Annotated in this window: 17 protein-coding genes and 1 pseudogene; 6 read left to right on the top strand and 12 right to left on the bottom strand. The window is 34.3% G+C overall.

Annotation, left to right across the window (positions count from 1 at the left end; all coding sequences use genetic code 11):
* The 5 genes and pseudogenes from FLB_RS13565 to FLB_RS13550 form a co-directional block, all read right to left on the bottom strand.
* The coding region (locus FLB_RS13565) for a hypothetical protein (RefSeq protein ID WP_157490618.1) at window positions 1-1,141 on the bottom strand (1,141 nt) is incomplete at its 3' end.
* Between the two features lie 850 nt (window positions 1,142-1,991).
* Window positions 1,992-2,377 (bottom strand): annotated as a pseudogene (locus tag FLB_RS14180) (OmpA family protein); the annotation flags it as partial.
* A gap of 47 nt (window positions 2,378-2,424) precedes the next feature.
* The gene (locus FLB_RS13560) at window positions 2,425-3,141 is read right to left on the bottom strand and encodes a tetratricopeptide repeat protein (RefSeq protein WP_157490617.1); all 717 of its coding nucleotides are present in this window, start codon (window positions 3,139-3,141) and stop codon (window positions 2,425-2,427) included.
* An 11-nt stretch (window positions 3,142-3,152) separates the two neighbouring features.
* Window positions 3,153-4,064, bottom strand: coding sequence for a type IX secretion system membrane protein PorP/SprF (locus tag FLB_RS13555; protein ID WP_064716485.1), 912 nt, complete (start codon window positions 4,062-4,064; stop codon window positions 3,153-3,155).
* A gap of 1,129 nt (window positions 4,065-5,193) precedes the next feature.
* Window positions 5,194-7,107 (bottom strand): ABC-F family ATP-binding cassette domain-containing protein, encoded by a 1,914-nt coding sequence (locus FLB_RS13550; RefSeq protein WP_064716484.1) that lies wholly within the window; start codon window positions 7,105-7,107, stop codon window positions 5,194-5,196.
* A 65-nt stretch (window positions 7,108-7,172) separates the two neighbouring features.
* Between FLB_RS13550 and FLB_RS13545 the strand changes: the two genes are divergently transcribed.
* Window positions 7,173-7,556 carry a DUF983 domain-containing protein gene (locus tag FLB_RS13545; RefSeq protein WP_064716483.1) on the top strand — a complete coding sequence of 128 codons (384 nt, stop codon included), beginning with the start codon at window positions 7,173-7,175 and terminating at the stop codon, window positions 7,554-7,556.
* 1 nt (window position 7,557) lies between these two features.
* Here the strand turns inward: FLB_RS13545 and FLB_RS13540 are convergent, their stop codons facing one another.
* The 7 genes from FLB_RS13540 to topA all read right to left on the bottom strand — a co-directional run bounded on the left by FLB_RS13540 (window position 7,558) and on the right by topA (window position 17,172).
* Window positions 7,558-8,610 (bottom strand): NAD(P)/FAD-dependent oxidoreductase, encoded by a 1,053-nt coding sequence (locus FLB_RS13540; protein ID WP_064716482.1) that lies wholly within the window; start codon window positions 8,608-8,610, stop codon window positions 7,558-7,560.
* Window positions 8,611-8,691: 81 nt separating this feature from the next.
* Window positions 8,692-9,681 (bottom strand): gliding motility protein GldN, encoded by a 990-nt coding sequence (gene gldN, locus FLB_RS13535; RefSeq protein WP_064716481.1) that lies wholly within the window; start codon window positions 9,679-9,681, stop codon window positions 8,692-8,694.
* A 47-nt stretch (window positions 9,682-9,728) separates the two neighbouring features.
* A complete protein-coding gene (gene gldM / locus FLB_RS13530) occupies window positions 9,729-11,267 on the bottom strand; it encodes a gliding motility protein GldM (protein ID WP_064716480.1) in 1,539 nt (512 codons plus the stop codon).
* Between the two features lie 49 nt (window positions 11,268-11,316).
* Complete coding sequence (gene gldL, locus FLB_RS13525; RefSeq protein ID WP_064716479.1) at window positions 11,317-11,961, bottom strand: gliding motility protein GldL; 645 nt, start codon at window positions 11,959-11,961, stop codon at window positions 11,317-11,319.
* Window positions 11,962-12,009: 48 nt separating this feature from the next.
* Window positions 12,010-13,389 (bottom strand): gliding motility lipoprotein GldK, encoded by a 1,380-nt coding sequence (gene gldK, locus FLB_RS13520; RefSeq protein ID WP_064716478.1) that lies wholly within the window; start codon window positions 13,387-13,389, stop codon window positions 12,010-12,012.
* Window positions 13,390-13,497: 108 nt separating this feature from the next.
* Entirely contained in the window at window positions 13,498-14,649 is a 1,152-nt protein-coding gene (locus FLB_RS13515; protein WP_064716477.1) for a formimidoylglutamase, read from the bottom strand.
* A gap of 3 nt (window positions 14,650-14,652) precedes the next feature.
* Window positions 14,653-17,172 carry a type I DNA topoisomerase gene (gene topA / locus FLB_RS13510; RefSeq protein ID WP_064716476.1) on the bottom strand — a complete coding sequence of 840 codons (2,520 nt, stop codon included), beginning with the start codon at window positions 17,170-17,172 and terminating at the stop codon, window positions 14,653-14,655.
* A 305-nt stretch (window positions 17,173-17,477) separates the two neighbouring features.
* Between topA and miaB the strand changes: the two genes are divergently transcribed.
* From miaB to secG, 5 genes are all read left to right on the top strand, one after another.
* Window positions 17,478-18,923 (top strand): tRNA (N6-isopentenyl adenosine(37)-C2)-methylthiotransferase MiaB, encoded by a 1,446-nt coding sequence (miaB, locus tag FLB_RS13505; RefSeq protein WP_064716475.1) that lies wholly within the window; start codon window positions 17,478-17,480, stop codon window positions 18,921-18,923.
* A gap of 88 nt (window positions 18,924-19,011) precedes the next feature.
* The gene (locus FLB_RS13500) at window positions 19,012-20,265 is read left to right on the top strand and encodes a sigma-54 interaction domain-containing protein (protein ID WP_064716474.1); all 1,254 of its coding nucleotides are present in this window, start codon (window positions 19,012-19,014) and stop codon (window positions 20,263-20,265) included.
* An 82-nt stretch (window positions 20,266-20,347) separates the two neighbouring features.
* Window positions 20,348-20,851, top strand: coding sequence for an LptE family protein (locus tag FLB_RS13495; RefSeq protein WP_064716473.1), 504 nt, complete (start codon window positions 20,348-20,350; stop codon window positions 20,849-20,851).
* 33 nt (window positions 20,852-20,884) lie between these two features.
* On the top strand, window positions 20,885-21,736 hold the full coding sequence (locus tag FLB_RS13490; protein WP_064716472.1) for a tetratricopeptide repeat protein: 852 nt from the start codon (window positions 20,885-20,887) through the stop codon (window positions 21,734-21,736).
* Window positions 21,737-21,739: 3 nt separating this feature from the next.
* The gene (secG, locus tag FLB_RS13485; RefSeq protein ID WP_064716471.1) at window positions 21,740-22,078 is read left to right on the top strand and encodes a preprotein translocase subunit SecG; all 339 of its coding nucleotides are present in this window, start codon (window positions 21,740-21,742) and stop codon (window positions 22,076-22,078) included.
* Window positions 22,079-22,212: the final 134 nt, after the last annotated feature.

Here is a 22,212-nt window from a genome sequence, read left to right as displayed (position 1 = left end):
TAACTCCATCTGGATTTCTTAATTCAACTTTCAACGTATTGGTAGCACAAAAATACACTGCTCTATCAGTAAAACCAGACCCACCAGAAACGTCTCTGTCACCTAAAATTTGAAATCTATAACGTACAGAACAATTAGCAAAAACTGTTTCTGTAGTAGCATTTACAGTTAAAAAATTATCATCCATACTAACCGTACTTGTTTTGGAAATCGTATTACAGCCTCCATTAAAAGTGGTAGTAATTACATCTCCATTTTTAAGTTGTGGCCCTGAGACAGCAACTGGATCATATCGAAAACGTGCCGAACCTGAAACATAAGTTAACGGATAATCTACTCCCGCTATAGTAATTTTTGCATTACCTGCCAATTGAAGGTTTGCTAAAGAAGCTGCATTGACATTAGATAAATTCACAAATAAATTTACTTTATCACAAGATAAATTAGGGCTAGAACAATCTCTTTCGTAGTTGAATGGTCTAACATCAAAACTCATTGGATTACTAAGGTTTTGAACCGTAGTAGGGCTTTGACTAACCGTCACGGCGCAACCCGAGTCGTTGTTAGCTAAATCTCTAACAGAAATATTTACCTGCTCAGCACCTGGCATATTGGAAAAAGTATAGCTTCTATTACTGGAGGTAAATGACTGCGTACCTGTAGAGCTAGTCACCGAATACAAGAAAGGACCAAGCCCGGTACCGTTCGCAACATTAATAGTCAACGTACCATTAGGCGTATATCCAGGCGCATTATTTCTACAAGTAGGAGCGGTACTACTTGTACTAACATTCATATTAACATAAGACGTTGTCAGTACTACAGGATTACTTGAGAATGGAACTGTTGTAAACGGATTTGACAATGTAACTTTATAACTACCCGCTTGTAATGCACTAAATACAACAGCACCTCCTGTCGTGGGAACAGATTGTTGAATAGGAGTTCCGCTTGGGAGTCTAATTATTTCGGCTGTCCAATCGGTACAATTAGTAGAAGTTGGCACATTAACCGTAATGGAACCATTTGAGAAACAAGTTCCATTTGTTTGTGTAACTGTAAAATTTGCTGTATTACATTGCGCTAAACCCCAAAAGGAAGATAGCAAAGCAAGTACTGTATAAAGCTTAATATATTTCATTAGTAATAGTAATTTTAGTTCGTAAGTAAAATAGCATTTGGTTATATATTCATAAAAAATCAAATTCATTAACAAATTCCTATAAGGATAAAAGAACCCCTCTCCTTTTTCCTTCAGTTCAATAAGGAATACCGGTTTTGCCAAATAAACCAAGTATTTAAACGTAATCTAATGACTACAAAATATCAAAAAAGTTTACAAAACTAATAGATTATTATTCATACGCCATTGGCGATCAAAATTTTAAGAATAAAATCGATAAACTGTGTAGTTCTTTCGATTAAATACAAGTAATCTTCTAAACAAAATGGTCAATCCAAGTTTTCAAAAACAAAAAATCAATACAACTGTATAAACAAACAAGCCAACTATTTCTTTCTTAATAGTTATAATTTTGATCTAATGTTTACCTTTTACCTATTCAAAAGCACCTCTAAAAAAATTAGTTACCTTCAATATTCTAATTCTCAAAAAAGAAACCATTTATATACACCAAAAACCATAGTTGAATTGTTTCTCTAAAATTCAGCATTAGGATTATAAAAAAAAAGAGGAAGTGCAGACACAAAAGCTTTGTAAACACTATATAAACATAGAAAGTATCATGACCAAATAGTTGAGTTTCGTAGCTGTATTTTTTTTATTTTTTTTGTCAAAAGAAAAAAAACAGGCATCATAGTACTTTAAATGATTCTATTTTTTGGAACAAATTCCAAAAAATAGAATGCACAACAAAGTTTTTGTAATTGACTTTATAAATCCATTTTGATAACTGCTGCTTTTAATACCTCCAAAAAAATGCCCTCATGAATAAATTCAGAGGGCATTTTTTTGGTTTTAGAAAAACCTATTAAAGCGCAGTAATAATAAACTGACTTCTTCGGTTCATTTGGTGTTGTTCTTCGGTGCAATTGGATTGGTTGGTTCGCAGCCGCAATCGTTGACGAGTTGCGATTCGCCGTAGCCTTTTCCGGTGAGTCTTGATGTATCGATACCTTTGGAAACTAACTAAGCGATAGTCGATCTTCGTTCGGATAAAGCTAAGTTGTATTTGGCCGTTTGTCTGCAAACGGTATGGGAACGGATGTCGATTTTCATCGTGGGGTTTTGTAGTAATACATCTAAGATTTTGGCCTAGTCCAAAGCCGCTTCTTTACGAATATTGGATTTATCCAAATCAAAATAAATCATTTTGATACCAAAACATTTGCCCAAATCATCGCCTACTGTTGCTTTGCAAATGCTAGCTGTTTTTTCATGATCTAAGGGTATAAATCTGATTTTTATTTGATTTTTTGATTTTTTAACAAAGCCTCATAAGTCATTAATAATGCCTTAGATTTTTCCTTTTGGCCAAGTTTATCCAAGGTTACTGCATATCTCAAGTAAAATTCTGGTTTAATTCTCTTTTCGATAGTAAAGAATTCAAAATAATATTTAGAGGCTTTAGCATAATCATTTTTATAAAAATAGGCATCCGCAAGTTGACTGTATAATTCTGACGAACGGATGCCTTGTTCCACCAGTCTTTCATAGGTTTCTAAGGGGATGATGGTTATACTTTTGTTAGGATCATTTTTTTGAATCTCTATAATTTTCTCCTCTTTTATTTCGTTTACCTCTTGCAATTCTTTTGCTCCTTGTGATTCTTTTGCTTCTTGTAATTCTTTTATTTCTTGTAATTCTTTTATTTCTTGAGGCGCTTTAGCTTTGAAATTCGATTCTTTGTAATTTCTTTTTTTCTTGTACGTTATTATTTCCCTGACCTCTCTGGTATTATTTTTTCCTAAATCATAGGTATAGATCATATTCTTGTTACTTACAACATAAACTACTTTGGTACTACCAAATGCAGTGCGAATCGTCTCTGTAACTTCATACGATATTGATTTAATTTCTTTGTCGGAATCCATTAACTTTTCTGGATTGTTTTGACTATAAAAAATCATTGGAAATAAGAGCGTGATTTTTAAAATCATTTTTGGTTGAAATTTCATCATCTGTTTGAAGTTTAAAAACATCTAGGTGTTACAAATTTATCATTGTTTTTGAAGATTTCATAACGCAAGAAAACTTCATGCGATCCTGAATTGTAATTGTCTAATTTGGTAGTTTCTAAATCATATCCATAACCAATGTATATACCTTCTGTGACTTGAAACCCTACCATGGCACTCATGGCGGCACTCCAACGATAGGCCAATCCGACAGTAAACTTGTCATTGATATAAAAATTCCCTGAAAAATCAACTTGTAAAGGAGCACCTTTAACTAATTTAGTTAAAAAAGCAGGCTTGAATTTTACATTATAAGACAAATCGAATACATACCCACCGATTAAGTAAAAATTCATTTTTTCTTTAAAAACTGCTACTTCGTTATCATCATAACGATTGGTTTGAATAAAATTTGGAACCGATAATCCTATATAAGCTATGTCAGAATGATAGTAAAGTCCAGCTCCTATATTTGGGGTAAAGATATTTCTTAAATTTTGAAATTGTGGATCGCCTTGATTTAAGGGATTCAATATATTAGCATCCAAATTGAATAAATTCGCGGTCACTTTCATCCCAAAAGAAAGTTTAAACTTCTCTGAAGTAGGAAAAGTATAAGATAAATCTGTTGAAATAGTATTTTCATTGGTTGGGCCAATTTTATCATTCACAAATGAAACGCCCAATCCCAAATTACTGTTACTAATAGGGGTGTTAATTGAAGCAGTATTGATGGTTGGTGCCCCCTCTAAACCTACCCACTGGGTACGATGTAGTGCAAAAATACTCATGGCGCCACGGCTACCTGCGTAGGCAGGGTTGATGTTGGCGGTATTGTACATGTACTGCGTGAATTGTGAATCTTGCTGAGCATAACTCACCAGGGCCAGTAGCATGGTAATGAAAGATACAATTTTTGTTTTCATTTGATATTGAATTTAAGCCTGATTTTTGAACGTTTAAATCATGCTTCTATAAGACAATTTATTTAGAGAGATATAAGAATCCCGCTTTTTGATTCACTATCCCTTTGATTGGTTTCTTGTATTTAATCCCATAATAATAGGTGCCGCTTGGCAAGGCATCGGCTTTGTTTATGGTAACTCGGCCTTCGAATAATCCAACAAAAACTTTGGTAGTATTATCATAACAGCTTACCTCAAAAAAAGTTTTCCCTAAACTGAATAAACTTACAAGACATCTATTTGCTTCTTAAATATTTTGAATCTATTTGCATTGCTTACACGTTTACTATATAAAATCTCTCTTGAAAATTTAATTTGATTAACTTTTACATTCTAATTGTCAAAAAAGAAACCATTTAAATACATCAAAAGCCATATCTCGAATATGCCTCTTAAAATTTATGGTATGAAGTAAAAAAGTCTCAGTGTAAACACATAAAAACTTTCCAAATGCCAATAAAACAAAGGGACTATCTTAGTCAAAACTATAAGATTCAGATTGGCAATTATTTTTATTTTTTTATCAAAAGAAAAAATTGAGGCATCATAAAAACGCAATTGATTCTATTTTTTGGAATTTATTCCAAAAAACAGAATCAATTGCGGATTAAACTCATCGTGAAGGTTTAAACTTTAATTGCGTAACGAGTTAGTAGCACTTCCCTATTCTATCACACAAAACATACTAATAGATTGCATAACAAAGCATTCGAATAGCATTTATGAATCTTTTCATACCTACAAAAAATGCCCTCATGAAAAAACTCAGAGGGCATTTTTTGGTTTAAACCTAAAATACGAATTAGAAATCTACTACAACTAAATTCTTCTTCAAAACCAAGAACTTACTCCCATTTTTAAATTCAAAATACAAAAGTAGTAGCTCATTGGTTTATATTTTTTATAGGTTTTCACTGAACGTTGTTTCCTTCTTCAAAAATAGTCCGTGAGCTCTTGCTTTCATTGAATAATTCAGTTTCGCTACGAAGTCTAATGTGGATTCTGGGTTAAAAAAAACCACCAAAGACCTTTGAATATATCAGCAAGTCTTTAGTGGCAAAACGGTACAATAAAAATAGTACTTCAATAGTTATAAATTATCTATTTCCTCTTGAACAATCTCCCAGTCCATAAGTAATTGATCTAATTCTTCTTTCTTTTTATTATATGCAATAAAAAATTTGGCGTCTTCAATATGCTTATCATAATTAGTGGCCAACATTTTATCATCATGCTGAATATCGATTTCCAATTGCTTAATTTGACTCTCGATTTTGCTCAATTTATTGTGCAATGCTTTATGCTTTTTTTGATCTTCATACGAAGATTTAGACTTTGTATTCTCTTTTGATAAGGTCTGCTTTTGAATATCTTTTTTCTCTACTTCACGCATATTTTCGAGATTTCGTTGCTCCAAGAAGTAGTTGATATCGCCTAAATATTCCTTTATTTTTTGATCTTTAAACTCATAAACAATATTAGACATGCCTTGAAGAAAATCACGATCATGCGATACCAATAACAAGGTTCCTCCAAATTTCTGTAAGGCAGCTTTCAAAACATTTTTAGATTTAATATCTAAGTGATTCGTAGGCTCATCCATCAATAGTACGTTTATGGGCTGTAAAAGCAATTTACACAATGCCAATCTATTTCTTTCCCCTCCCGAAAGTACTTTTACTTTTTTCTCTACATCATCGCCTCGAAACAAAAATGAACCTAACATGTCACGCACTTTCATTCTATTAGTATCAGCGGCAGCATCCTCCATAGTTTGCAACAAGGTAATTTCTCCATCTAAGTATTCGGCTTGATTTTGAGCAAAATAGCCTAATTGTACATTATGCCCTAACTTAATTGTTCCTTCATACTCGAATTCATTAACCAAAGCCTTTATAAAAGTGGATTTACCTTGCCCATTTTGACCTACAAAAGCAATTTTACTCCCTCGTTCAACCAAAAGACTGATGTCCTTTAGAATGGTTTTGTCTCCGTATGATTTGGTAACATTTTCAGCTTCAATAACTACTTTACCCGGTTCTTTCGAAACTGGAAAAGAAATATTCATGACCGAATTATCGTCTTCATCTACTTCAATTCGTTCTACTTTATCCAACTTTTTAATTAAAGACTGCGCCATCGATGCTTTGGATGCCTTGGCTCGAAACTTTTCAATTAACTTCTCGGTTTCTTCAATCTTTTTGGCTTGATTTTTTTGAGTGGCTAACTGCTTTTCTCGAATTTCATGTCGTAATTCAAGATATTGAGAATAAGGCTTATTGAAATCATACGCTTTCCCTAAAGAAATTTCAATGGTTCTGTTGGTTACATTATCCAAAAACATCTTATCATGCGAAACAATAACTACAACCCCAGGAAAATTTCTCAAAAAACCTTCTAACCAAATAATACTTTCAATATCCAAGTGGTTAGTGGGCTCATCTAGCAAAAGAATGTCATTAGATTGTAAAAGCAATTTGGCCAATTCAATTCGCATTCTCCAACCTCCAGAAAAAGTCTCGGTTTGGTTATCAAATACTTCACGTTTAAACCCTAAACCCAACAAAATTTTCTCTGTGTCACCTACATAATTATAACCTCCCAACAACTCAAACCGATGGGTATAATCAGATAAATCTTCAATTATTTGGCTGTATTCCTCACTTTCATAATCGGTACGAGTCACCAATTGATGATTAATTTCTTCGAGCTTTTTTTCGACAATTTTTATTTCGGTAAAAGCTTCATAAGCTTCTTCCAAAACGGTTCTTCCGGCTTCAAAATCAATATCTTGTCGCAAAAAACCCATTCTGATTTCTTTTTCTTGAGCAATACTCCCCGAATCTGGCGCAAAATCACGAGCTAAAATTTTAAGCATTGTAGATTTACCCGCTCCATTCTTGCCTACAAGCCCTACTCTATCGCCTGCTCCCAAGCGAAAAGTTACTTCTTCAAACAAATAAGAACCACCAAAAGAAACCGATAAATTGTGTATATTAAGCATAGATTGTGACTAAGGTTACATTGGTAGCAATCTAAAATTGTACCTTTGATAAAAAATTTTTGCAAATGTTAAAAAAAGGATCGAAACTAAATAGCATTTTAACAGGAAGTTGTCCGAAATGCCAAAATGAAAGCATGTACGAGGATAAAAACCCTCTTAATCTAAGTAAAGTACTAAAAATGAATGAAACTTGTAGTCATTGTGGCTTGCGATATCAAATAGAGCCATCATTTTTTTACGGCTCAATGTATGTAAGTTATGCTTTGAATGTTGCGGTGGGCGTAGCTGCTTTTATCATTTCCTATGTTTTCTTTTCAACAAGTATTAAAAATTCATTCTTTGCAATTATTGCAGCCCTACTCATTTTATTTCCTTGGGTTTTGCGTTGGTCAAGAAACATCTACATCAACTTATTTGTAAGTTATGACCCTACTACCAATAAAAAATAGGCTATTTTTTGTTTTTCTTTAAAAATCTTACCCAATTAATTTCAGGTGCCAAAGGTATTTTGTTTTCGATATGATTATATAATGCCTTTGCCATTGCAGGCCCAAGCATTACTCCTCTTGTCCCAAGTCCATTCAAAATATGAAGTTGAGGATACATATCATGTGTACCAACAAGCGGCTTACGGTCTCGTACCGTAGGTCTTACTCCTGCAAAATGTTGGGTTACTTCAAAATCACAATTAATAATTTCATGAATACGTTCCAATAATTCCATACGTCCTTCTTCTGTGGGTAAATCAGTTTTGTCTTTCCAATTATAGGTAGCACCCACTTTGAAAAAACCATCTCCTAATGGCAAAATAAAGACACTCGTATTTACAATAACATCAATTTTTAATTCGGGTGCTTTTATGATGAACAATTCTCCTTTGGTACCATCAAGAGGCAAAAAATTAAAATAGGGATTTTGATGTAACCCAAAACCTTCTGCAAAAACTAGCTGCTTTGCTTTAACACCATTATACTCGATCCCATCAGCAATTAGCGACAAAGAAGAATAGTGAAATTGGTCATTACAATACATTCCTGAATTTCTTAAAAAATCACGGTAGTGTTGTAAAAGAAGCGCAGTATCAACATAACCTGTTTGCAACACTTCACCATAACCATAAGGAGCTTCAATACCGCTGTAATTTGAAAATTTTAAAGTCGTGGATAAAAATGGAGCAAGCGCTTTTTTGTCAGAAGCCAAAAACCAATTATTCTGTTCTTCAATGGAAAAAAACTTCCTATAAATTGGTAATTTATTATCAAATGTAACAGAAAATTTAGCTTTTAATGCATCATAGAATTCGGCCATGTCTTGTAGTTGTGAGCCTGCTTCCCAAACTTCAGAAAAACGTTTAAGAATTACAGGATTGTACAACCCCCCAGCAATGTTTGAAGAATTTTGAGAATCATTATCAAAGACCATAATCTTTTTACCATTCTTCAAAGCCAATTCAGCAAAAGAAATTCCAGCTAAACCAGCACCAACAATTAAATAGTCAACCATGTCAAAAAATTTAAAAATAGAATAAAAACAAAAAACTCTTACCCAAGAGTAAGAGTTTTTTTGATATTGGAACTAATTAAATTAGTAATTCCACATATCTTGTTCAAAATTGCGAATTTTTTCTTTAATTCTTTCAGACTCCAAAAGTTGATTTTGAGAATTATCTTTCATGTATTCTTCGACAGTACGATCTCCGTAAACATTTTCTTCTTTGTAAACCACGCCATTGAATCTTCTTGAATTCAGAATCTGATCAAATGAAATAGGCATAGATGAATTTTTATCATTGAAAGCTTTAGCTTCATGTAAAACTTCTCTTGCCGCTGGGAAAAATACCCAAAACAATTCAATATAATCCTTTTCATCACTATTCATACTGTAAACGTCTGGAGTTACAGGACAAATACCAAGTAAACGATACTTTAATTCACTCTGACGTTTATCAAAATACCAAAAGCCTTTAATCTTATACTGACTAACATCCTGAGCCGTTAGATCTTGTTTTAATACAAACTCTAGCGGAATAGTTTTAGTTGGCCCTACTGTCTCATCAACATAAGTAACTTTTTTCTTTTTACCTGTTCCTGTCACAACTTTTTTCTTAACCACTCTTGATCTATAAGCATCTGGATCTTGATTAATCAACTCACGACCAGCGTCTGTAGTATCGATACGTGATAATGAAGCTTGTATATCTTTCAGTGATTTTTTTGTATTAAAATAACTATCGGCATATACTTCCGTAATTTTTCCTGATTTCAATGCTTTAGTCAAAACATCATACAAAGAACGTCTGTCTGTACCTATGTTAGCAGTATCAATTGGAAAGTATAAAGGAAAATTGATTTTTTCACTTAAATCAATAATTTCCCATGTCGTTTTACCCATCAAGATATCTCTGTCATGAACATAACCGTAAGCCAATGGTTTATCATTATCAGAAATACGCTGAGCAGCCGTTTTAAGTCCAATCTCACTAGGTTTTTTGGCATTCAAAAGATTGGATTGTGAATATCCAGCTGCACTACCTATTACAGTGACAATAGCTATTAAAAAAAATCTTACATTCATCATGGTGTCCTTATAAATATTGGAGTAGTTTTTTTATAAACGTACTATTATTGTATTTCGAAAATTACTGGTGCTGTTCTTGGTAATAAATAACTACCCGCTCCTACTAATTTAGTTTTAATTTCAGAAATCGTTACTTGATCTCCTCTACCCGCTTTTGATAAAGCAGTGATACATTGTGAATTCAAACGGTTCCCAGAAACTACAACGGTAGGCTGACCAGCAATTTTAAAATTGAAACCAACAACATCTAATCCAACCTCAAAATCAAAATCAACTAATTTTGCTCCAATCGTCGCTACTTGAAGGTTTGATTTAGGCCCTTTTACCACACCCATTTCACCTCTAATTGTACCAGCTGGACCAGGAATACCTTTAATTCTATAAACTTTCTTGTCAGAAGCTATTTTGCCATCAGCCATTTTTCCAGTAACATTGATCACTACTTCTGTACCTGTTCCCGGACTCATGTTGTATTTTCCGTTACCAACTTTTGTCAAACCTGGTGCAGAAGCCGTAACATCTTTATCAGAAATACCTGCAAATGAGATAGACATTGGATTCACTACACCGCGATACACTACATTCATTTTATCCGCAGAAATTGTAGCAGAATTAGGTCTAGGAACTACAACATATTTACCCTCAAATTTTAAAGGGATGGTTTTACCGTCTTCCAAGAATGTAAATTGACCGTTAATGTTTTGTTCTCCAACACCTCCAGCTGTAAGAGAAATAACAGCTTGACCATTCTCTAATCTACCTGGACCTTGAAAAGAAGTTGGTTTTGTATTTTCGTCATAACGACCTAAAACTACTTTCCCTTTTACATTTTCACCTTGGAAATAAGCATTCTTTTCTAAAACTACAATTGCTTGGTAGTTACTGTAGGAAGCTGCTTCAACAGCTGCTTTTCCTAAGGCAGAGTTATATACATCTGATTCAGCTTTCTTAACATCATTTTGCCAAGCAGATAATTTTGCTAATGATGCTATTGCAGGAAAACCTTTAAAATTATAGGACAAATACTTAATTTTATTACCTTCTTTATCCTTAACATCTTCTAAACTAAATTTGTTTTCTACTTCACGAACGATAGATGCATATTTCTTATCTGTACCTAAAGCAGCTTTCATATCTGCTTTGTACTTTTCAATTTTTGCAACTATTTCATTACCTTTTTTAGTGTAGCCTTCACCTATGAACCAATTGTCAATATTGTCACCTTTATCCATATCTTCATATGGTAATTTTCCGGTTTCAGCATTTACGGTATATCCTTTAAGGACATCCGTTTTTAAAGTAGCGATATAAGCATCAAATTCTTTCGAAATACTTTCTACTTTATGAGCTGTTGCCGCAGCAGCAATGAAATCACCTTTTGCCTCAGCCGCTTTTGTATCCAAAGACATCAATAGAGATTGATTGGTTTGAGTAGAAGCTGCATTTGCACTTTCAAATTTCTCATTAAAAATACCAAATGCAGAAATGATTTCTTTTCCAACATTCATTGCTAACATTGCGATGAAAACCAGATACATCAGGTTAATCATCTTCTGTCTAGGGGTTAATTTTCCTCCTGCCATTTTTTTTAAATAATTAGTTTAATAAATAATAATTTTAGCCTAAAACTAATTATCCTTTGTTGTTCATTGCAGAAAGCATACCTCCATAAACACTGTTTAATGAAGCAATATTTGCAGTCATTGAAGCCATTTGCTCTTTCAATTTACCAGCATTTTCAGCGATTTCTTTGTTAGCCTCAGCATTTCTTGAAGCACTTTCTAATTGAACTTTGTATAAACTATTTAATGATTCCATTTGAGCAGCAGCCATTGAAAGCTCTTCGCTGTATTTTTTAGTAGACGCAATAGAATCAACTGTTGGAGAAATTGCTTTAGCAGCACCTTCGAAATTTTTGATACTATTACCTAAGCTTGACATCAATTCAGAGTCGATTTTAGCTTCTTTCAACATTGCATCTAATTTTTGAGATAAAATTCCTTGAGCATCAACTTTCTCTTCTTTTTTAACTTGAGATTTAGCTTGGCCGTTAGCCAATTCAGGATAAACTAATGTCCAATCCAATTCGTCTTCTACTGGTTCAAAAGCAGATAAAGCAAATATTAATGCTTCGGTAACCAGACCAACTGATAACATCACAGTTCCAGTTAATGGTCCTATTTCAAAGTGAGTAATTTTGAATAATGCTCCAATAATAACTACTGCCGCTCCCATCCCGTAAGCGAAATTCATTGCTTTTTTACTTAAAATTGCCATAATAAATTGTTTTTAGGTTAATGTAAAATATTTAGATTTGGTTTAATTCTATTTTTTTCTTTTGTTGCCTGTTACTTGAGTTCCCATATAATCTTGAACTGTTCTGAAACCGATAAAGCTTCTAGCTGAATCTGCATATTCAAAATCACGAGTACTCACTTGTAAGAAGTAAGCAACATCTTTCCAAGAACCTCCACGAACAACTTTACGTTTGTTAGACGCATCAGAAACGTTTGGATTCATTGTTGAAACATATTCGAAACCGTTTGGATCATAGGCATCATTTGTCCACTCTGAAACATTACCTGCCATGTTATACAAATTGTATCCATTAGGCTCATAAGATTTTGCTTCAACCGTATACAAGGCATTATCTGCTGCATAATCTCCACGACTTGGTTTAAAGTTGGCCAAGAAACAACCTCTATCATTTTTAGTGTAAGGACCTCCCCATGGGTAAGTTGCGGATTCGAGACCACCTCTTGCAGAATATTCCCATTCTGCTTCAGTAGGCAAACGGAAAGAGTTTACTAAATCACGTCCCTTTTGTTTTGATTTGATATATGTGTTTTTATTTTGAGTTCTCCAAGCACAAAAAGCTTTGGCTTGCGTCCATTTAACCCCAACAACAGGATATTCACCATAAGCTTTATGCCAGAAATAATCATTATGCATTGGCTCATTGTAAGAATAGGCATAATCTTTAATCCAAACTGTAGTATCAGGATACACATTAATTTCTTCAGTTCTGATAAAATCTTTTCTAGAACCTTTAGCTTTAGCTGCTGCTTGTATATCCATCCAAGTGTATTTGAACTTCAATTTATTGACATCAATTGTTCTAAGACCGTTGTAGGATTGGTCTATTGGTAAATACATTGAATCCATAACCTCAGCGTAGTACTCATCTGGATATTTCTTCGTGTCTTTTATTAATTTTACTTTACGATTCAATTTTCTATTTTCTGTACCTACACTATAATAGTTGTCATACATGTATTTGTCGTAAGCAGTCATTTTAGCAGGATCAGCATCATTAAAGGCAAAATCAGCAATACTACCGGCATTTTTTCCTTTTCCTGCAGCACCTTTTTGTCCACTAGCTTCTGCAAGAATCGCTAATTGAACTCTAATTGTAGAATCTTTTACCCATTCTACAAATTGACGGTATTCACTATTCGTAATTTCGGTTTCGTCCATGTAAAATGAACGTACGGTAACTGTTTTAGTAGGCGCATCGTCGATAGCAGCAATATCATCTTCTGATTTACCCATGATAAAAGAACCACCTGGAACTAATGTCATTCCATAAGGTTTTTCTGGGTGCCACTTACCTCCTTTAACTCCTACTAATTCTCCTTTATCGCTTGATTTACCACAGCTTATCAACAGAGTTAAAAATGCCGTAAACACAATGACTTTCTTCATATAAATTTGGGGGTTAACTATTCATTATTTAAAGTGTGTAAACCTATTTATTATTTTTTAAATAAACAATTTTTACAACAAACAAATCTTCTTTTTTTTAAACTACTTTTAAACACTGTTTTTGCGCTGCGCTTTCCACCATCTCTCAGGTAGCTCTTGATTACAAGCTGCTAAGTACTCTTCGTAAGAACAAGGTAACAACGTGTTTCTTTTTAATTTATTGCTTCCATTAGTCAAAAAAGGTATTTCTATCCACCAGCGATCTGTTTTATTGCTTTTATAAAAAACCAATTCTTCTTCTTCTAATGGCACTATGTATTTAAGATAATTATCTTTAGTTCCGAAGGGGTACTCCCCAGATCGAAACTGATATCCCTCCATAAAGTACCACACAATTTGCGCAATAAGAACCGCTTCTTGAACACTATTTGCATGATTAAAAATACCAAACAAAGACACCTTATCACTTATTCCTGCATAGCGAGCCAAAGAACATATCTCTTTTCCATTAAATCCATTCGGCGCGAAAGTATTAAAATTTCCGGAATCCGAAGACTTTACAGCCGTTAAATCTAAACTTACTACATCAGCATCCCTAAAAACGGGCTCTGCGAGCGCAATATTATTTGAAATTTCTCCTAATCTATAGGCATCAAAGTATAATTTCTCTATAATATCGATCTCTTCTTGAGAGTTGTAATAGGTTTGATAACCAATGTTACAATAATTGAATAAATTATTTGGAGAATCAATGACCATTTTGGTCAAATACGAGGTGCTTGACAAACGATCTGTTTCTTTACCAAAATCAAACTTGTTATCTATTGCAACTAAATTAACCATTTGTTCTAACTCATCATAAGCTCTATAAAGCGCATAAGTCAAGTCTTGAGAACCACCAATAACAATTGGAACAATTCCTTTTTTAATTAAACTAGCTACTACTTTTTTAACAGCAAAGTAAGTATCCATAGCTGAATTACCCGGCAAAATATCTCCAAGATCTGCAATTCCCATTTTCCAATTCCCCATAAACAACCCGTAAAGCGATTTACGAACCGGCGTTAAATCTACCATGGACTGCACATGATCTTCGCCTCTATTATCAAGCACACCAATTATTGCAATTTTAATTTCACTTAAATCAGGAAAAGCATCTTGGGTATGCAAAGCCATTACACCACCTAAATGATGAGTGGACAATTCGTTTTTGAAAGCTTCGATTTCGCTATCAATTGGTACTAGAAAATCAAACTCCATTGCTTACTTTTTTTTAGCTACTGCTTTTTTAGCAGGTGTAGATTTCTTTGCTGTTGTTTTTTTTGCGGGAGCTTTTTTGGCTGGTGTTTTCTTTGCAATCATTTCTTGCACTTCGGCTAAAGTCAGTTTAGAGGCATCAACATCTTTACTTAATTCGATTTTTATCTTACCTTTTGTAATAACCGAACGTCCCCAGCGTGCTTTTTCAACTAAAATTCCTTCGTCTTCCCAATTATGAATAACTTTATCAATATTCTTTTGTAATTTATCCTCAATTAAAAACTCAATATCTGCTTGAGACAAATTATCAAAATCAAATTTCTTAGAAACATTGATAAAAATACCATTCCATTTGATAAAAGGACCAAATCTTCCAGTTCCTTTTTGAACACTTTCTCCTTTATAAACCGCAATAGGCGCATCAGCTAAAGCTTTCTCATCAATCAATTCTTGGGCACGTATTAACGAAACATCCAATGGATCTTCACCTCTTGGTAAAGAAATAAAAACTGCTCCATGACGTACATAAGGACCAAATCGTCCGTTACTTACCTCAACTTCTTCTCCTTTATAGGTACCTAAATTTTTTGGCAATAAAAATAAATTCAGCGCCTCTTCTAAGGTAATGCTCCCTATATTTTGTTCATTACGCAAACTGGCGAATTTTTTCTCTTCATCCTCAGCATCCCCAATTTGAGCCATTGGCCCGAATTTACCCAAACGAACAGAAACTGGCTTTCCTGAAGCGGGGTCGGTTCCTAAAATACGTTCTCCACTTTCTCTATCTGCATTGGCCTCTACATCTTTTACATTAGGATGGAATTTATCGTAGAACTCTTGCATCATTTTAGCCCATTCGATGTTGCCCTCAGCAATCTCATCAAAATCTTGCTCAACTTTTGCAGTAAAATTATAATCCAAAATAGAACCAAAATTTTTCACCAAGAAATCGGTTACTATGGTTCCAATATCTGTAGGTACTAATTTTCCTTTATCAGAACCTGTATTTTCTTTTAATACTTTTTCAGCTATTTTTCCTGCTTGAAGCGTAAGTTGTATATAATTACGCTCCTGCCCTTCTAGCGTTCCTTTTTCAACATAATTTCTATTAATAATCGTAGAAATTGTTGGCGCATAAGTAGACGGACGACCAATACCAAGTTCCTCTAATTTCTTCACCAAAGAAGCCTCTGTATACCTTGCAGCAGGTCGTGAATAACGTTCTGTTGCCGTAATGAATGAGTTGGCCAATGGCTCATTAACTTTCAAAGCAGGCAACATCCCTTCTTGTTCTTCCTCGTCATCGTCATGTCCTTCTAAATATACTTTTAGAAAACCTTCAAAAAGCAACACTTCGCCAGAAGCCACAAAAACCTCACTGTGATTATTCGCTTCAATTTTCACATTGGTACGCTCTAATTCGGCATCACTCATTTGAGAAGCCAAAGTTCTTTTCCAAATCAAATCGTACAAACGCGCTTGGTCTCTATCTACATTTACGGTATGCAAAGACATATCTGTTGGACGAATCGCCTCGTGTGCTTCTTGTGCTCCTTTGCTTTTATTGGCAAAAGTTCGTGGCTTAGAAAATTCTTTTCCGTAAGACTTTATGATTTCGGCTTGAGCCGCTTCCATCGCTTCTTTAGACAAATTCACACTGTCCGTTCTCATATAAGTAATCAATCCCGCCTCATACAAACGTTGCGCTAACTGCATCGTGATTCCAACAGGTAAATACAATTTACGAGCCGCTTCTTGTTGTAAAGTTGAAGTGGTAAAAGGTGCAGTAGGTGATTTTTTAGTGGGTTTCGTTTCTAAATCTGAAACCTTATATAAGGAGTTGGTATTTTTATTTAAAAAATCTTGTGCTTCTTGTTTCGTGGCAAAATTTTTAGGCAATTTAGCTTTGACCGTTTTTCCTGCTTCGTTGGTAAACTCGGCAACCACTGAATAACTAGCTGTAGGCGTAAAATTCTGAATTTCTCTTTCACGTTCAACAATCAAACGAACTGAAACAGATTGTACACGTCCTGCAGAAAGCCCTCCTTTGATTTTTCTCCAAAGAACAGGTGACAACTCATACCCCACCAATCGGTCCAAAACACGACGAGCCTGTTGAGCATTCACTAAATTATAGTCAATCTCACGAGGATTATCAATGGCTTTTAGTATTGCATTCTTAGTAATCTCATGAAAAACGATACGCTTGGTTTTTTTGGCATCTAATTTCAATTCTTCCGCCAAGTGCCAAGAAATGGCTTCTCCCTCGCGGTCCTCATCGCTTGCTAACCAAACCATTTCGGCATTCTTAGAAAGTGTTCTTAGTTTACTCACCAAAGCCTTTTTGTCCGAGGAAACTTCATACTTGGGTTTGAATCCATTTTCAACATCTACCCCTATTTCTTTTGAAGGCAAGTCGGCAATATGCCCATAACTTGACTCCACTTGAAACTCACTTCCTAGAAATTTTTCGATTGTTTTGGCCTTTGCAGGTGACTCCACTATTACTAAATTCTTTGCCATATACCGTTTGTTTATGTGGGCAAAAGTATATGATTTTTTTAAATTTTAGGATTATTACACTTTAAAAGTACATTTTATAATTGAATTATGTGTTCTTGAAACTTTCAAATGCACCATTTTTAGAATGATTAATCAATAAAAAAACTCCTTTTTCTCTTAATAAAAAATTGTCGGTTTTCACAAAATTAAATGCAATACTTCCAGTTATTCTTCTACAGAAAAACTCTAAAAACAATGTTAATTCTTAATCTGACATCTTGTCATATTCGTTAATTTTCACTTATATTTGCGCTTTTAACATTCCCATGGAAAAGATTATCGAAGAAAGCAAACAAGGCGAAAGTCTTGTTTTAGAAAATAAGCCCGAAAACACAAAAAAACTCTTTATAGAAAGCTACGGATGCGCTATGAATTTTTCAGACAGCGAAGTAGTAGCTTCTATTTTGTCGAGCAATGGCTATAATACTACTCAAAAACTAGAAGAAGCTGATTTAGTTTTAGTAAATACTTGTTCAATTAGAGACAAAGCCGAACAAACGATTAGAAAGCGTCTTGAAAAATACAATGCCGTAAAACGAATCAATCCAAAAATGAAAGTGGGCGTTTTAGGATGTATGGCTGAACGCTTAAAAAGTCAATTTTTAGAAGAAGAAAAAATTGTAGACTTGGTTGTTGGACCAGATGCATACAAAGATTTACCTAATTTGTTAAACGAAGTAGAAGAAGGTCGTGACGCCATCAATGTTATTCTTTCTAAAGAAGAAACCTATGGCGACATAGCTCCCGTTCGATTAATGAGCAATGGAGTTACTGCCTTAGTTTCTATAACACGTGGTTGCGACAATATGTGTACGTTTTGTGTTGTACCATTTACCCGAGGTCGAGAAAGAAGTCGTGAACCTCAAAGTATAATGAATGAGATCCAAGAATTACAAAACAACGGATTTAAAGAAGTTACTCTTTTAGGACAAAACGTAGACAGTTATTTATGGTATGGTGGCGGATTGAAAAAGGATTTTGTCAATGCTTCTGAAATGCAAAAAGCAACAGCTGTCGATTTTGACCAATTACTCGAAATGGTGGCTGTAGGATTTCCAAAAATGAGAGTTCGTTTCTCGACTTCCAATCCGCAAGACATGCATGAAAGCATTTTGCACGTAATAGCAAAATACCCAAACATTTGTAAACATATCCATTTACCTGTTCAATCCGGTAGTAACCGAATTCTAAAAGAAATGAATCGCTTGCATACTCGAGAAGAATATATGGCATTGATTGACAAAATCAATGCAATTATTCCAAATTGTGCCATTTCTCAAGATATGATTGCTGGTTTCCCAACCGAAACCGAGCAAGACCATCAAGACACATTGAAACTGATGGACTATGTTAAATATAGTTTTGGATACATGTACAGTTACTCTGAACGCCCAGGAACTTTAGCAGGAAGAAAAATGAAAGATGATGTTCCGGAAGAAACAAAAGCAAGAAGATTACAAGAAATTGTAGATTTACAACAAGCCCACGCTCGATACAGAACAGAACAGTACATCGGTCAAACTGTAGAAGTTTTAGTTGAAAAAGTCTCTAAAAAATCGCCAAACGAATTCTCAGGAAGAAATTCACAAAGCATTACCGTAGTTTTTCCAAAAGAAAACTATAAAATTGGTGATTTTGTTAATGTGCTAGTAGAACGAACAACAGGTGCGACTCTTATCGGCAAAGCAATTGGGCTTAGCGAGATGAATTAAGAAAAAGTTTAATAGTTTAAAATGGCTTAAAGTCGTCCCAAAAAACAACTTGAAACCATTAAACACTTAAACCTTTAAACAAAACAATATGGAAACAGTTCAAGCAATAAAACAACGATTTGAAATTATTGGGAATGACCCCAAACTCAATCGCGCCATTGAAAAAGCCATTCAAGTGGCTCCAACAGATATTTCGGTGCTGGTTTCTGGTGAAAGTGGTGTGGGTAAAGAAAATATTCCAAGAATAATTCATTCTCTTTCTCATAGAAAACACGGCAAATACATTGCTGTAAACTGTGGCGCCATCCCTGAAGGGACAATTGATAGCGAGCTTTTTGGCCACGAAAAAGGCGCTTTTACTGGAGCAACGAATACGCGAGAGGGCTATTTTGAAGTTGCCGATGGCGGAACCATTTTTCTAGACGAAGTGGGAGAACTTCCACTAACTACTCAGGTGCGTTTGCTACGTATTCTTGAAAATGGTGAATTTCTAAAAGTGGGTTCGTCTCAAGTACAAAAAACGAACGTTCGAATTGTAGCAGCAACCAATGTCAATCTTTTTGATGCCATTGAAAAAGGAAAATTCAGAGAAGATTTATACTATCGTTTGAGTACGGTAGACATTACTTTACCTCCTCTTCGCGATCGTAAAGACGATATCCATTTATTGTTTAGAAAATTTGCTGCTGATTTTGCTCATAAATATAAAATGCCTCCATTAAAGCTAGACGATAACGCCGTTCATATTTTGCAAAAATTCCGTTGGAGTGGAAACATCAGACAGCTAAGAAACGTTGCAGAGCAAATTTCCGTTTTAGAAACCAATCGCGATATTAATGCGACTACTTTACAATCGTATCTCCCAATGGAGAGCAGTAACTTGCCTTCTGTAATCAAAGACAAGAAAAACGAAAGCGATTTTAACACCGAAAGAGAAATTTTATACAAAGTCCTTTTTGATATGAAAAGTGACTTACATGATTTGAAGAAATTAACTTTAGAATTAATGCAAAACGGAAGTTCTAAAGTACAAGAAACCAACCAGAATTTGATTCAAAAAATCTATGGTTCAAAATCAGACAGCGAAATTGAATTTGAAGAAGAGCCAAGAACAGCAGTAATTACTACTCAGAATATTGATAACAATTATCAAGAACCTGAGGAAAACTATCTTTTTGCCGAAACGATTGAAGAGGAAGAAATCCTCAAACTAGAACAAAAGGAAATTGAGTTGATTAAAAAGTCGTTAGAAAAAAACAAAGGAAAACGAAAGGCTGCCGCCGATGAATTAGGTATTTCAGAACGTACTTTGTATCGAAAAATCAAACAATTTGATTTATAAAAATGAATACAATTTCAAATTACTATATTTGAATACAATTGGAATTGAGAACTAATAAAGGTGTTCGTTACACCACAACTTTATGAGAAAATTATTTTTTTTATTTGCATTCGTTTGCCTTTTTACACTTAATGGCTGTGGAGTATATAATTTTACTGGCTCAGGTAAAATTGATGCTAAAACTTTTCAAGTGAATTTTTTCCAAAACAATGCCGACTTGATCGAACCCGGAATAGATAGAACTTTCACCAATCAATTACAAGATTTAATTCAGAATCAAACCAATTTGAACCTGGTAAAAAATACTGGAGATTTAGTATACGAAGGAGAAATTACCGATTACAGAATCAGTCCAATGACTGCAACGGCCGATCAGCGTGCTGCGCAAAACCGTTTGAAAATCAGAATTAATGTTCGCTTCACGAATAAAAACAAAGAAACCGACAACTTTGAAAAACCATTTGAATTTTTCTATGATTATCCTGCCGATCAACAATTAACAGGTTCGACATTGAGTACTGCTCTAAAAGAAATTTTCGATAGAATTTCACAAGACATTTTTAATGAATCACTAGCCAAGTGGTAATCCATTCCATTTAAACCTATTCTTTGCATAATAATGAACGTTACTGATTATACCTTTTTACTTAACAAGCCAGACACTATCAACAGTGTCTATACTGACGCTCTTGGCAATGTCTTGACTGAATTTCCATACTTCCAAAGTGCAAGAGCCTTACGACTTAAAGGTCTTTTCAACCAAAATAGTTTCAAATACAACTATGCTTTAAAGGTTACAGCTGCGCATACTACAGACCGGTCTATTTTATTCGATTTTATTACTTCAGAACATTTCGACACCCTTCAAAATGATTTGTACGATACAAAAAATCTAGAATTGATGAACATTGAAGTCGTAGGTAGTGAAATTGTTACTCCAAAAACAATTCAGGAACAGCAACAAAAAGCTTTAGAATTATCTATACTCACGTCTATAAAAGAAGCGACTAACAATAACGATACTACTTCTGCAAATGAATCGGAATCGATTATTGAACTCGGAAAACCCATTGACTTTACCCCGAATGAAAAGCACTCCTTTCAGGAATGGTTACAATTATCGAGAACACAGCCTATCGACCGAAGCATAGAGAACAATTCAAAAACCTTCGAAGATAGTATGGAAGAAGAAAGAAAGAAAAAAGCAGCACTGATTGATAAGTTCATAGAGACCAATCCTAAAATTGCACCTATCAAACCAGGTTCAGCTCCAGCTCCGCAATTTGAACTCAATTCTTCTGACAATACCCACTTAATGACCGAAACTTTAGCGAGAGTTTACTTGGAACAAAAAAAATATCAAAAAGCAATTCAAGCCTATGAAATTTTAATTTTGAAATATCCAGAAAAAAGTAGTTTCTTTGCAGACCATATATCAGAAATAAGGAATTTACAAAATAACAATAATTAAACAATGAGCACATTTTCAATTTTTTTAGTTTTAATAACTATAGTTTGTTTTTTACTAATCGTAGTAATTATGGTACAAAACCCTAAAGGTGGCGGATTATCATCCTCAATAGGAGGATCACAAATGTTAGGTGGTGTACAAAAAACAACTGACTTTTTAGACAAAAGTACTTGGACGTTAGCCACAATATTGATTGCTTTGATTTTACTTTCTAGTTTGAGTTTCACAGGTACAATGAGTGATACTGATTCTAAAATCATTGAAAAAACGGAAACTGCTGCTCCAAAAACAGCACCTGCTCAAAATGCGCCAGCAACACCTGCTGCACCAGCTACAAAATAAGAGAAACACGTAGAATATAAAATGCCAGCCTGTCAAAGCTGGCATTTTTTTTAGGAAAAATTGTCAGTTTACAAGGGTTGGCACAATTTCTGAAATCCAAGAATCGATTAAAAAATTAATTCAAAATAAAAAAT

This window comes from Flavobacterium succinicans (assembly GCF_001662485.1).
Lineage (GTDB): Bacteria > Bacteroidota > Bacteroidia > Flavobacteriales > Flavobacteriaceae > Flavobacterium > Flavobacterium succinicans_A.
The sequence above is the reverse complement of the archived record's forward strand: the minus strand, read 5'-3'. Positions and strand labels throughout refer to the sequence as shown.

Bases quoted from the DNA above. Each gene is read 5' to 3' on its own strand.
- FLB_RS13560 (WP_157490617.1), bottom strand. From the start codon at position 3,141: ATGATGAAATTTCAACCAAAAATGATTTTAAAAATCACGCTCTTATTT.
- FLB_RS13555 (WP_064716485.1), bottom strand. From the start codon at position 4,064: ATGAAAACAAAAATTGTATCTTTCATTACCATGCTACTGGCCCTGGTG.
- FLB_RS13550 (WP_064716484.1), bottom strand. From the start codon at position 7,107: ATGCTTAATATACACAATTTATCGGTTTCTTTTGGTGGTTCTTATTTG.
- FLB_RS13545 (WP_064716483.1), top strand. From the start codon at position 7,173: ATGTTAAAAAAAGGATCGAAACTAAATAGCATTTTAACAGGAAGTTGT.
- FLB_RS13540 (WP_064716482.1), bottom strand. From the start codon at position 8,610: ATGGTTGACTATTTAATTGTTGGTGCTGGTTTAGCTGGAATTTCTTTT.
- gldN (WP_064716481.1), bottom strand. From the start codon at position 9,681: ATGAATGTAAGATTTTTTTTAATAGCTATTGTCACTGTAATAGGTAGT.
- gldM (WP_064716480.1), bottom strand. From the start codon at position 11,267: ATGGCAGGAGGAAAATTAACCCCTAGACAGAAGATGATTAACCTGATG.
- gldL (WP_064716479.1), bottom strand. From the start codon at position 11,961: ATGGCAATTTTAAGTAAAAAAGCAATGAATTTCGCTTACGGGATGGGA.
- gldK (WP_064716478.1), bottom strand. From the start codon at position 13,389: ATGAAGAAAGTCATTGTGTTTACGGCATTTTTAACTCTGTTGATAAGC.
- FLB_RS13515 (WP_064716477.1), bottom strand. From the start codon at position 14,649: ATGGAGTTTGATTTTCTAGTACCAATTGATAGCGAAATCGAAGCTTTC.
- topA (WP_064716476.1), bottom strand. From the start codon at position 17,172: ATGGCAAAGAATTTAGTAATAGTGGAGTCACCTGCAAAGGCCAAAACA.
- miaB (WP_064716475.1), top strand. From the start codon at position 17,478: ATGGAAAAGATTATCGAAGAAAGCAAACAAGGCGAAAGTCTTGTTTTA.
- FLB_RS13500 (WP_064716474.1), top strand. From the start codon at position 19,012: ATGGAAACAGTTCAAGCAATAAAACAACGATTTGAAATTATTGGGAAT.
- FLB_RS13495 (WP_064716473.1), top strand. From the start codon at position 20,348: ATGAGAAAATTATTTTTTTTATTTGCATTCGTTTGCCTTTTTACACTT.
- FLB_RS13490 (WP_064716472.1), top strand. From the start codon at position 20,885: ATGAACGTTACTGATTATACCTTTTTACTTAACAAGCCAGACACTATC.
- secG (WP_064716471.1), top strand. From the start codon at position 21,740: ATGAGCACATTTTCAATTTTTTTAGTTTTAATAACTATAGTTTGTTTT.